Source organism: Aquaticitalea lipolytica, from assembly GCF_014641635.1.
Classification (GTDB): domain Bacteria; phylum Bacteroidota; class Bacteroidia; order Flavobacteriales; family Flavobacteriaceae; genus Aquaticitalea; species Aquaticitalea lipolytica.
Genome location: NZ_BMIC01000002.1, coordinates 208,073 through 220,409 on the forward strand (window position 1 = coordinate 208,073; position 12,337 = coordinate 220,409).

Below are 12,337 nucleotides of genomic sequence, written 5' to 3' on the forward strand. Positions count from 1 at the left end.
ATGTATCACATTTTATCTTTAGGATAGCATATATAATATTTTGTTACTGTTTTAGAAAGCGCTTTTAAGTTCAACTGATCTGAAGCTTTTACAATATCTTCTATTTTTCCTGTTTTGAGTAATATGTTTATATGCTGATTTTTAAGTTGATATGCTTGGTTAGAAATATCTCCCATAAACACAAAGTAATCTGCCTCATGTTTAGTTATTTTATACTTATTAATTAAAGCTTCAGTATGTTTTTGGAGTTCTTCTTTTTTAATCTTCTTATTTTTTAATTTGATTTTTAATAAATCTCTATTAATTATCATATCTGATAAATTTCGAAGTACAAAATCTTCATGAGTTTGCCATTCTTTCATTGCCGAAATAATATCATAATCATCTAATTTTGAGAATATTTCAAGTGTATCGTCATTAAAATTATCTAAACTTACTTCATTATTTAAAAAGTAACTTAATGCTCTACTCGCTTTCAATTCAACACCATTATTAACAAGCTCTTTTGCTCTTTTTAGCATCCGTGTTAATAATTGCTCAGCAACCAAACTTGTTTTGTGTAAATATACTTGCCAATACATTAATCGTCTTGCCACCAAAAATTTCTCAACACTATAAATCCCTTTTTCTTCTATAACTAATTCATCATCAACAACATTAAGCATCGTGATAATTCGCTCGCTGTTAATGTTTCCTTCTGCTACTCCAGTATAAAAACTATCACGTTTTAAATAGTCTGCTCTATCCATATCTAATTGACTTGATATTAGCTGACACATAAACTTACGATGATATTCTCCTTTAAAAATTTGAATAGAAAGCGTTAAACTTGAGTTAAATTCGGCATTCAATTTCTCCATAAAACGAAGCGAAATAGCCTCATGAGATACTCCATTTACTATACTATGTTCCATGGCGTGACTAAATGGACCATGACCAATATCGTGTAACAAAATTGCAATATAAAGTGCATTTTCTTCATCTTCAGATATGCTAACTCCTTTAAAACGAAGCACATTGACAGCTTTTTGCATTAAATGCATACAACCAAGCGCATGATGAAAACGAGTGTGATGTGCACCAGGATACACTAGATAAGACATTCCCATTTGTGAAATTCTGCGTAATCTTTGAAAGTAACGATGTTCAATCAAATCAAAAATTAAGGCATTAGGAATAGTAATAAATCCGTAAATTGGGTCGTTAAATATCTTGAGTTTGTTACTTGTCTTCAAACTTTAAACGTTTACATTAATTTTAAACAAATATACATGAACACTATAAATATTCTTTGGGTTGACGATGAAATTGATTTATTAAAGCCTCATATTCTCTTTTTAGAGCAAAAACAATATAAGGTAACAACTTGTAAAAGTGGCACCGAAGCTCTTGAAATTATTAATGATACAAATTTTGATATTGTTTTTCTAGATGAGAATATGCCTGGGCTTACAGGTTTAGAAACATTAAACGAAATTAAAGAAAAACGCGCCAACCTTCCTATAGTAATGATTACTAAGAGTGAAGAAGAATATATTATGGAAGAAGCAATTGGTAATAAAATTGCCGATTATTTGATAAAACCTGTAAATCCTAATCAGATTTTATTGAGTTTAAAGAAAAATTTAGATCATTCCAGATTAGTTTCTGAAAAAACAACCTCTAACTATCAGCAAGAATTCAGAAAAATAGCAATGGATTTAGCTATGGTAAATAGCTATGAAGAATGGGTAGATTTATATCAAAAACTTATTTACTGGGAATTACAACTTGAAGATATTGAAGATGTTGGAATGACTGAGATATTAGAATCTCAAAAAAATGAAGCTAATCTTCAGTTTGGTAAATTTATAGAAAAAGTTTACCCAAAATGGTTTAATGGAAATGAAGATGCACCAACAATGTCGCACACTTTATTTAAAGATAAGATTGTACCAGAGATAAGTGATAAACAACCAACAATACTAGTTGTTATTGATAATTTGCGTTACGATCAGTGGAAAGCTTTTGAACCCATAGTTAATAATTACTATAAAAAAACTTCTGAATCTGCTTTTTATAGTATTTTACCAACTGCTACACAATATGCTCGTAATGCTATTTTTTCAGGATTAATGCCAAGTGATATGGAAAAGCTATTTCCACAATACTGGAAAAATGATACAGATGATGGCGGAAAAAATTTACATGAAGAAGATTTTTTAAACACACAATTGAAACGTTTAGGGCTTCAAAATTTAAAAACTGAATATCATAAAATAACAAACCTGAAATCAGGAAAAAAACTAGTAGAAAACTTCAAATCTCTTAAAAATAACGATTTAACTGTTGTTGTATATAATTTTGTTGATATGCTATCTCACTCTAAAACAGAAATGGAAGTTGTTAAAGAATTGGCGTCTAATGACAAAGCATACAGATCGTTAACAGTTAGCTGGTTTAAAAATTCGCCATTACTTGAAATGATTCAACAAGCACAGCAATTAGGGTTTAAACTAATTCTTACTACAGATCATGGTACTATTAATGTAAAAAACCCTTCAAAAGTTATTGGCGACAGAGACACAAGCTTAAACCTGCGTTACAAAACAGGACGTAGCCTAACTTATGAAGATAAAGATGTTGTGGTAGCAAAAGACCCTAAAGCTATTCATTTACCTTCAATAACTATGAGTAGCTCATTTATTTTCGCAAAAGGAGACATGTTTTTAGCTTACCCAAATAACTTTAATCATTATGTAAGTTACTACAGAAACACTTATCAGCATGGAGGTGTTTCATTAGAAGAAATGATTATTCCATTTGTGGTCATGAATCCTAAATAATATCCTTGTAATGCAAAAAAATCCGACGAAATACATATTTTTCTAGTTTTTCTCATTTTTTATTCCTATAATTGCTGTTCAAAACTTTATTTTTGAATAGCTTTTATGGAAATAACCTACAACATACAAGACATAACTACAGTTGCTGAAGCAGTTATAAAACAATTGACTTCTAAAACTATTTTAATGTATGGAGATATGGGAGTTGGTAAAACTACATTTATAAAATCATTTGTTAAAGCTTTAAAAAGTGATGACGATGTTACAAGTCCAACGTTTTCAATTGTGAACGAATATGTAACACCTTCTGATAAAGTTTTTCATTTTGATTTATACAGAATTAAAGATGAAAATGAAGCATTACAATTTGGTATTGAAGATTATTTGTATTCTAATAATTGGATTATCATAGAATGGCCAGATAGAATAGAAAATTTATATCCAAATAATGCAAATACAATCACTATTACCCAAAATAAAGATAACTCAAGAACCCTCAAATTGAGCCATAATATAAGTTTAACCCAACAAAATGCTATAAAACTGCAAAAAACAGAGTAAAAAAATAACCTGAAACCATAGAGTATTCCTAAAGAGTACGGTAAAACCGTAACGTTCTTGTGGATTTAATGATTGTTTTTAACATTTGCTTATAATATATATAGTAGCTAATGATGTTATATTTGAACAAATTAATTAATTAAATCCCTTGAAATTATGAAAACTAAAAAGTACATCATCGCGATTGCATTATTTGGTGGAATGTTATTTGCAGCAGAAGCTACAAATTTAATTGACCTAAATGATCAAACAACAACACAAATTGACAGAGAAAAGTTCAAAGTACCAACGCACGGTTAAGAACTTAGGTAGAAGAAACTTAATTGTTGGAAGTATAATTGCAACATTTATAGCTACTTCTCCGTATTTGTTTTATTTATACGAAAGTGTTCCACAAACGCAAGTTTGGAACACTTTTTTGTTTACATATGATAGTCAAGGTTGGGGAGATGCTAATTTATCAATGTGGATACTAACAGGAAAAGCAATTCCACTAATTTTTTTATTAATTTGGTTTTTTACCTGCCGACATTGGTGGTATCATACATTGTTAGTTCCAATCTCAATGTACATATATCAAATTATTACTTTATTTAATGAAGACATATTTAAGGTTGATGAGTTTCAATTAATTTATCTTGTTCCAGTGATGGCAATTATTGTCCCTTCAATTTATCTAATTAGAGCACAAATGTTTAGTAAGTTAAATGATGCTGATAAATCTTTACAAGAGCTTGAAGATGAATTCAGAATTAAACCAACAGGACTTTGGGGGAAAATTAGGCAGTATTTTTAATCATCAATCATAAACATTAATTAAATAATTATTTGTAATTTGAGTTTTCAATTTAAACTTAAATGAGCAAACAATTATCACCATTCACCAAAGCACAATTACTTCCTCAAGAAGAAACTCTAGAAGTTTACAAAAAGAAAGGCGACTTATTTATTGGGATTCCTAAAGAAACCTATTTTCAAGAAAAACGTGTTTGCCTAACTCCAGATGCTGTATCCGCATTAGTATCTAATGGACATAGAGTTATGATTGAATCTGGTGCTGGTGAAGGCGCAAATTTTAAAGACAAAAACTATAGTGAAGCTGGCGCAGAAGTTACAAAAGATACTGCAAAAGTTTACTCTTGCCCTATTATATTAAAAGTTGAGCCACCTTCTCTTGATGAGATTCAACTCATAAATCCGCAGACATTACTAATTTCTGCACTTCAATTAAAAACTCAAAACAAAAAATATTTTGAAGCATTAGCCTCCAAAAGGATTACTGCTTTAGCTTTTGAATTTATAAAAGATGAAGATGGTGCTTATCCTGCAGTCAGAGCTTTAAGTGAAATTGCTGGAACTGCTTCAATATTAATTGCATCAGAGTTATTATCTAATGTAAATGGAGGTAATGGGCTTATGTTTGGAAACATTAGCGGAGTTCCTCCAACAGAAGTTGTAATTATTGGAGCTGGTACTGTTGGCGAATTTGCAGCACGCTCTGCTATTGGTTTAGGTGCAAACGTAAAAATATTTGATAATTCAATTACCAAGCTACGTAGTGTTCAATCTAACCTTGGACAAACATTATACACTTCTACTTTACAACCAAAAAATCTTGTAAAAGCTTTAAAACGTTGTGATGTAGCCATTGGAGCTGTAAGAGGTTTAAACAGAGCTCCAATTGTTGTTACTGAAGCCATGGTCAATACCATGAAGTCTGGTGCAGTAATTATAGATGTTAGTATTGATATGGGCGGATGTTTCGAAACAAGTGAAATTACCAGTCATGATCATCCTACTTTTGAACATAATGGCATTATACATTATTGTGTTCCTAACATTCCTGCAAGATATTCTCGTTCAGCCTCAGTATCAATAAGTAACATATTTACGCCTTATCTTTTAAATATTGCAGAAAATGGTGGAATAGAAAATGCGCTTCGTTTTGACAGAGGTTTAAAAAATGGGTTGTACTTTTACCACGGAATTTTAACAAATAAATCTGTTGCAGATTGGTTTGATTTAAAATTTAGTGATGTCAACCTATTAATTTTTTAATTGAAATGAAATTTATTCATCGTTTAGGCTATTATCTTGGTGGCTTTTCTATTGGACTTATTCTTTTAGCTTTTTTTCTTCAAGGTAAAAAAACATCTTGTGACTATGGTCCAAATGCAAGAACAACAAAAAATATAGCAAACAAAAAGAAACACTATTCAGGCGAAGCACAATTGATAATGCAAAAACATCAATTAGACACTTTAACCGTTTCTAATATTATTAGATATGGAAATGTTGATTTTTCTAATAGCGATACTAAATCTGAAGGATGTAAGGTTTATTTAATTGAAAACACCTATAAAGACCAAGAAGTTATATTAAGTGTTGAAAATTGTGATAGCATAGCGACTGTAAAAACTATAGCTTTTAAACAATAAACTCGGCCAAAGACCGAGTTTATTACTTAATTTTTTTATCTCAGAACAATCTTTTTGGTAATAACATTTCGATTATCTACTAGCTTTAAAAGATATATTCCAGCGGCAAAGTTTGATAAGTTTAACGTTTTAATATAAGTATGTTCTTCACCATCAGATATAGTTTCACTATATAATGCTTTTCCTGAAAGATCATATAAATGTATACTCGAAACATTTAATAATCCTGTAATTTTTATATTCAAATCTCCAAAAGTTGGGTTTGGATATACTAAGAATTCTAAGCTTTCAGAATCATCAGGCACTTCCGTATCAATACAATCATTTACAAAAACCATGACTTCATCAGTATCATAATCTAATTCATTATACACAGTTACTGTATATTCAGTATCAACCTCAGGACTAACAATAATACTTGATGTAGTTTCCCCTGTACTCCATAAAAATTGATCGCCTCCACTACTCGCTGCTGCTGTTAATGTTACAGTATTATCATCTAAACAAACAGTTACATCCTCGCCAGCATTAGCTGATACAGATTCAAATACATTAACTGTAACTTGTTTGGTATCTGAACAATTATTTATGTATCCAGTAACCGAATAAGTGGTTGTCGTATTTGGGCTTACTGCAATATTTGGTTGTGTAGCTCCATTATTCCATAAATATGTATTAGCGCCAGATACTGATAAGGTTACATATTCACCTTCTAAAATTGAAACTTCACTCCCGTTAGCTATTACTACATTTGGGTTTGGGTTAACTGTTACAATTACTGAATCAGTATCTTGTGAATTGCCTACATACGCAGTCACAGTATATGTACTTGTCGATGTCGGGTTTACAGTTATACTTTGAGTTGTAGCACCAGTACTCCACAAGTAAGTATCTCCACCTGTTGCAGTTAGTGTTGCGCTGTAGCCATTACAAATAGTTTGATCTTGTCCTGCATTCGCATTTGCAGAGTTAACAAAAACAGTAACTGAATCAGTATTTTGACATCCATTTAAATATCCAGTAACTGTATATGTTGTGGTTACCGTTGGACTTACTGTAATACTTGAACTAGTTGAACCTGTACTCCATAAGTAAGTATTTCCTCCTGTTGCTGTTAATGTTGTACTTTCTCCTAAATTAATAGTTACATCTGATCCTGCATTAATTGTTGGTGATGGATTTACTGTTACCATAACTGTGTCAGAACTTGAACAACCATTTTGAGTAACTTGTACAGAATAAGTGGTAGTACTATTTGGGTTAACATTTATAGTTTGTGTTGTTGCTCCTGTACTCCACAAATAACTACTTCCTCCTGATGCTGATAATGTTACACTTGTTCCTTGACATGTAGAAACATCAGTTCCCGCATTTGCTACAGGTATTGCATTGACCGTTACTGTAACATCATCTGTATCTGAATTTGTTCCTGTTGCATCATATGCTGTTACTGTGTATGTTGTTGTCGTTGTTGGACTTACTGATATACTTGCTGTTGTTGCTCCAGTGCTCCATAAATATGTTGAACCTCCTGTTGCTGTTAAGGTTGTACTACTACCATTACAAATTGATACATCTGGTCCAGCGTTTGCAGTAACGCTGTTATCTACCAAAAAAACGGTGACGGTATCTGTACTTTCGCATCCGTTTAAATATCCAGTAACTGTATATGTTGTGGTTACCGTTGGACTTACTGTGATACTTGAACTAGTTGAACCTGTACTCCATAAGTAAGTATTTCCTCCTGTTGCTGTTAATGTTATACTTTCTCCTAAATTAATAGTTACATCTGATCCTGCATTAATTGTTGGTGATGGATTTACTGTTACCATAACTGTGTCAGAACTTGAACAACCATTTTGAGTAACTTGTACAGAATAAGTGGTAGTACTATTTGGGTTAACATTTATAGTTTGTGTTGTTGCTCCTGTACTCCACAAATAACTACTTCCTCCTGATGCTGATAATGTTACACTTGTTCCTTGACATGTAGAAACATCAGCTCCTGCATTTGCTACAGGTATTGCATTGACCGTTACTGTAACATCATCTGTATCTGAATTTGTTCCTGTTGCATCATATGCTGTTACTGTGTATGTTGTTGTCGTTGTTGGACTTACTGATATACTTGCTGTTGTTGCTCCAGTGCTCCATAAATATGTTGAACCTCCTGTTGCTGTTAAGGTTGTACTACTACCATTACAAATTGATACATCTGGTCCAGCGTTTGCAGTAATACCATTTGGATCTTGTTCTTTTTCAACAACAAATGAAGGTGCATAATTGTCACTATCAACACTACTATTCCCCCAACTACTAGCAAACATTACTTTTGTTCCATCATGATTTGGTGTAACATGTGGTTGTTGCCAATATACTCTGCTTGATGCATTATGAAATCCCCATCGCTCAAACGTATTAGAGTTGTCTAATTTTACTGCAAACATTTCTCTTGTCATTCTGTTTGCATTTACATTACTTACAGGTGGCTCGACAGAAATATATGCCCAACCTGGTCTATTTACATTTCTACAACTTACATGTGCTCCTTCAATACCATATGATTCTTGCCAAACTAAACCAGTTGTAACTCCAGTTACCATATCTGTCATATGCAAGTAATAACCTGCGCCACTACCAATAGTTACCCATACTGGGTTGCCATTTTGTGCTACTCCAATATCTCCATGCTGAGGATTACTCCAAACATTAAACTGGCCTGTAAAGTTTTTATTCCAACGCTTTATACCTTGTTTGTTTCCGCTTCCATATGCATTATAACGTACCACAAAATATTCTCCATTTTGAGTCATAGAAGCCCAATCAATTAATCCTGATAGGTTTCCTTGAGGCAAAGTCCCTAAAACAGTATCTGTTTGTCTATCATAACAAATAAAGTCTACATTATTCCAATCACCATTAACTTTTCCAAGTACAGCCCAATATCTATCATCATTAGATTGGTTACCTTCTCCTAATCCTAAATCGATAGATGAATAACCTGTAAATGTATGTATTGTTGTAACTACTCCAGTAGTTGCATGAACACTCACTAACCTATTACCCGAAACACCATACATAATATCTGGATTTGTATAACTCCATCGTTGTCTACTAGGAATATTAGTTGCCCATCTTTTAAACTGGTAAGTATCTCCATCTAGAATTTGAGCTTGACCATTATATGCAGAAAGCATGATTTCTGTTCCATCAGCATTCCAACATTGATCTTTTGAATAATCATGTCGCATTTGATATCCAACAGGATTACTACTCATATTCTTATCAGTAATTCTTGTAACTGTTAAGTTATTTACTGGTTCAGTGAATGGCACCAACATGTTTGGGTATGTAGTTGGCGATTGATAAGGTCTTGTGTCTGGATAAGCTCCAGTTTGAGATGGAGGATATTGTTGCGCATTAACAGAGTTAGTGTATAATGTCAAACACAATATAGTTGCTATTATTTGTTTAAAATTTAAAACAAAAATATTGTTGTTCTTTAAAAAGAACGAGAATGTAGGGATGTTCATGTTTTGCTATTAATTTAGGGCATGAATTATTTACTCTTGCTATTAATTATTTTCTTCTTGCAATTGATTGGGTTTCAGACGAAACTAAAAAAATATTCAAACTGACAATTAAAATATTCTGTTTTTTCGATGAAACACATCTTTTTTTGTAAGAATTTTCTATAAATATCTCCTTTTGTAGGATTTTTTTGTATTTATGACGATGAAAATTGTGTTTATATCTCTTTTAAAAAATTAAAAAAACAACCTCTGATGAAAACAAAAACTTTTTTTATAAAACTGCTCACAGACTATTTACGGACGTAATCATATTTTGGATTATTGAAGCGGAAATTAGTTATAAACAATTGTAGTTTAAATTGTTAACAACTCTCATTAATCCTTATATTATGTATTTCAACAATATTATTAGCTAAGTAAATTAAATTAAAATATTATTGCATTAATATTATTAAACTTAACCTAAATGAATCAATTAAGATACTTATTTAATCGATTTAGAATATATATTGAAAACTCTGCTTGGGTAATTTTAGGTCTGATAACCAGAACACTAATTACTATTTTTATAGTGTCTCGTATTGCCAATCATATTGGTACAGAGAATTTTGGTTGGTATAATTTAGGTATATCATTATTTACTGTATTATTTGCTGTTTCAAGTTTAGGCTTTAATCCTTCTTTTGTTATAAAATATCTAGTAAATGGTGAGTATAGTAAAGAGTCTATTATTGGAACTACTTTAATATCTAGAGGAATTTGGTCTTTACTTATTTTGCTTTTACTTGCCTTATGGGTGTTTTTCTTTACTTCTGAAGTTAACTATTGGGTGTTGTTCATTGCATCTATATCTATATTTTTTCAAATATCTGAAATAGTCTACTCTTACTATCAATGGAAACTCAAAGCAAAAGTTTACGTAACGGTTAACGGTATTTCTTTAATGATTGAAGCTGTGCTTCTACTTATAGGATTATACTTTAAGTTTGATTTATTCTATTTCATTATCGTTTACACACTTGAACGTGTATTTATATTTATTGGCATATTGTATGTTTTTAATAAAAATGACCTAAAACTAAAGTCGCTTCAATTTAGTAATTCATTATTTAAAACCATATTTTTTCAAGCTTGGCCATTATTACTTGGTGCAATACTTACTGCTTTATACGCTCGCTTTGATCAGTTTTTAATAAAGTATTTTCTAGATACAAAAGAATTAGGTATTTATGGTACTGGAATTATTTTAACACAGATATGGCTTATAGTACCTAGTCTTATTATTCCTATTGTTTTCCCAAAAATTGCGGAGTTTAAAAATTTAGATAATTCTAAAAAGTATAACTCTGTTTTGCTTGGTCTTTATAGTTTGCTAAATTATTCAGCGATAGGAATTATTCTTATGATGTTCATTTTTGGAAAATGGATAATTGCTACGCTTTACGGCTCAGAATATATAGAGAGTGTTTTTATACTCAAAATACTAATTATCAATTTATTAATACTGTTTCAAAGTCATTTAACGACCAGCGTTATGATTATTGAAGGGAATGAAAAATACCTGTTTAAAATAAAATTAGTAAGTGTTATTGTAAATATTGTACTTAATGTAATATTTCTGGCTAATTTTGGTGTAGAAGTAGCCGCTTATTCGCTATTAATATCTTCATTTGTGTCATGGATCGTATTATCAATTTTTAATAAAGATATGAAGCGTTTAGTACAACTAAATTTAAAGTCCTTTTTAGTACCTTTTAATATTAAAAAGATTTTTTAATGAAATACTTTTTATACATCATATTAATTCTTTTTGTTTCTAATTTAGATATATATCTATTTAGACAACAACTCTTTCCTTTTAGACCATCTGAGTTATTAATTCCTGCATTTGTTGGGTTAGCTGTTATTAGCTTTCACCCAAGAGATTACTTAAAAGTTTTTAAAACACATACATTTAAATTCTTTCTGGTTTTTGCACTTCTTGCAACTATATATGCCACTCAAGGTTATACAAAAAGAGAAGCAGTTATGACAGATATAGTTAATAGTGTCATTACATTATTGTTATATGCATTTACATTACTACTATTTATTAAGACAGACGTTAGAGTTGTTAAAATTTTTCTTCTAATTTCATTATTATTATTGTCTTTAAGCTTGTGGTATGACATGTTTGTTGGACTCGACAAGCTCAATGAAGAATTAAGAAAGGGAGGTTTTGCAGAAAACCCAAACACTGCAGCTTCAGCTATGAAATTTGTTGGTTTGTGCCTTCTATACCTATATCGTGATAATAAGCAAATACGCTTATTTTTACTAATAGTTTTAGTAAGTTCTATTTTTTTAACATTCTCTAGAAGTGGTATTATTGGTGTATTAATACTCACGCTTTTATTGCTGGTAAACGAATGGAAATCTTATTACAATTTCAAAATTCAATCCTTCTTTTTTACTATTGCCAAAGGTGCTGCTATATTAACCATCACTTATTTTGTATTGGTAAATCTTGCTTTATTCATTCAAAAAGAAATACCAGAATTTAATCAAGGTGAAGCTGGACAAAGAATAGATTTATTACTAGGAAAAACCTCAAGTAAGCAAAAAGTAAATACTGGTGACGACAATCAGTATGGAAGAAAACAAATTGCCATAAGGTATCTAAACACATTTATGAGCAAACCTTTTGGTAGCGGAACAGGCTATACATCTGACAAGACAATAAACTATAAAGACACTCATAATTACTATCTTAAAGCCGCTGTAGATTTTGGAATATTTGGAATATTTGTTCTTTTAATATTTCTATTTTACTCCATTAGATTATCTAAAAAACACAATAACTTTTACTATCTGGTATTTATACTTATGCTCATGTTTGAATGCTTAATTTCTCATGGTCTTTTTATGGAAAAAGCTATAATTGTTGTTATCGCATTTATGGATAGTAGACTTTATTTTAATAACGAAATTGAAGCTTAAT

Annotated in this window: 10 protein-coding genes; 8 read left to right on the forward strand and 2 right to left on the reverse strand. The window is 30.9% G+C overall.

The window, feature by feature from the left end:
- Positions 1-5 precede the first annotated feature (5 nt).
- On the reverse strand, positions 6-1,235 hold the full coding sequence (locus tag IEW41_RS07785; RefSeq protein ID WP_188605779.1) for an HD domain-containing protein: 1,230 nt from the start codon (positions 1,233-1,235) through the stop codon (positions 6-8).
- A gap of 36 nt (positions 1,236-1,271) precedes the next feature.
- Here IEW41_RS07785 and porX point away from each other — a divergent pair, with 36 nt between their 5' ends.
- The 6 genes from porX (at position 1,272) to IEW41_RS07815 (ending at position 5,824) form a co-directional block, all read left to right on the forward strand.
- Positions 1,272-2,825, forward strand: a complete 1,554-nt coding sequence (gene porX, locus IEW41_RS07790; protein WP_188605780.1) for a T9SS response regulator signal transducer PorX — start codon at positions 1,272-1,274, stop codon at positions 2,823-2,825.
- Between the two features lie 105 nt (positions 2,826-2,930).
- Complete coding sequence (gene tsaE / locus IEW41_RS07795; protein ID WP_188605781.1) at positions 2,931-3,386, forward strand: tRNA (adenosine(37)-N6)-threonylcarbamoyltransferase complex ATPase subunit type 1 TsaE; 456 nt, start codon at positions 2,931-2,933, stop codon at positions 3,384-3,386.
- 156 nt (positions 3,387-3,542) lie between these two features.
- On the forward strand, positions 3,543-3,686 hold the full coding sequence (locus IEW41_RS07800) for a hypothetical protein (protein WP_188605782.1): 144 nt from the start codon (positions 3,543-3,545) through the stop codon (positions 3,684-3,686).
- On the forward strand, positions 3,649-4,182 hold the full coding sequence (locus tag IEW41_RS07805) for a hypothetical protein (RefSeq protein WP_188605783.1): 534 nt from the start codon (positions 3,649-3,651) through the stop codon (positions 4,180-4,182). The genes IEW41_RS07800 and IEW41_RS07805 overlap by 38 nt, the downstream gene beginning before the upstream one ends.
- Before the next feature lie 62 nt (positions 4,183-4,244).
- Complete coding sequence (locus IEW41_RS07810; protein WP_188605784.1) at positions 4,245-5,444, forward strand: alanine dehydrogenase; 1,200 nt, start codon at positions 4,245-4,247, stop codon at positions 5,442-5,444.
- A gap of 5 nt (positions 5,445-5,449) precedes the next feature.
- The gene (locus IEW41_RS07815; protein ID WP_188605785.1) at positions 5,450-5,824 is read left to right on the forward strand and encodes a DUF4258 domain-containing protein; all 375 of its coding nucleotides are present in this window, start codon (positions 5,450-5,452) and stop codon (positions 5,822-5,824) included.
- A gap of 35 nt (positions 5,825-5,859) precedes the next feature.
- On the opposite strand, the gene IEW41_RS07820 is transcribed toward IEW41_RS07815, so the two are convergent.
- Positions 5,860-9,270 carry a T9SS type A sorting domain-containing protein gene (locus tag IEW41_RS07820; RefSeq protein ID WP_188605786.1) on the reverse strand — a complete coding sequence of 1,137 codons (3,411 nt, stop codon included), beginning with the start codon at positions 9,268-9,270 and terminating at the stop codon, positions 5,860-5,862.
- 553 nt (positions 9,271-9,823) lie between these two features.
- On the opposite strand from IEW41_RS07820, the gene IEW41_RS07825 reads away from it, so the two are divergent.
- The gene (locus IEW41_RS07825) at positions 9,824-11,134 is read left to right on the forward strand and encodes a flippase (RefSeq protein ID WP_188605787.1); all 1,311 of its coding nucleotides are present in this window, start codon (positions 9,824-9,826) and stop codon (positions 11,132-11,134) included.
- Positions 11,134-12,336 carry an O-antigen ligase family protein gene (locus IEW41_RS07830; protein WP_188605788.1) on the forward strand — a complete coding sequence of 401 codons (1,203 nt, stop codon included), beginning with the start codon at positions 11,134-11,136 and terminating at the stop codon, positions 12,334-12,336. Before IEW41_RS07825 ends, IEW41_RS07830 begins: the two co-directional genes overlap by 1 nt.
- Position 12,337: the final 1 nt, after the last annotated feature.

Excerpts from the sequence above, each read along its gene's own strand:
- porX (WP_188605780.1), top strand. The coding sequence starts at position 1,272 with ATGAACACTATAAATATTCTTTGGGTTGACGATGAAATTGATTTATTA.
- tsaE (WP_188605781.1), top strand. The coding sequence starts at position 2,931 with ATGGAAATAACCTACAACATACAAGACATAACTACAGTTGCTGAAGCA.
- IEW41_RS07800 (WP_188605782.1), top strand. The coding sequence starts at position 3,543 with ATGAAAACTAAAAAGTACATCATCGCGATTGCATTATTTGGTGGAATG.
- IEW41_RS07810 (WP_188605784.1), top strand. The coding sequence starts at position 4,245 with ATGAGCAAACAATTATCACCATTCACCAAAGCACAATTACTTCCTCAA.
- IEW41_RS07815 (WP_188605785.1), top strand. The coding sequence starts at position 5,450 with ATGAAATTTATTCATCGTTTAGGCTATTATCTTGGTGGCTTTTCTATT.
- IEW41_RS07825 (WP_188605787.1), top strand. The coding sequence starts at position 9,824 with ATGAATCAATTAAGATACTTATTTAATCGATTTAGAATATATATTGAA.
- IEW41_RS07830 (WP_188605788.1), top strand. The coding sequence starts at position 11,134 with ATGAAATACTTTTTATACATCATATTAATTCTTTTTGTTTCTAATTTA.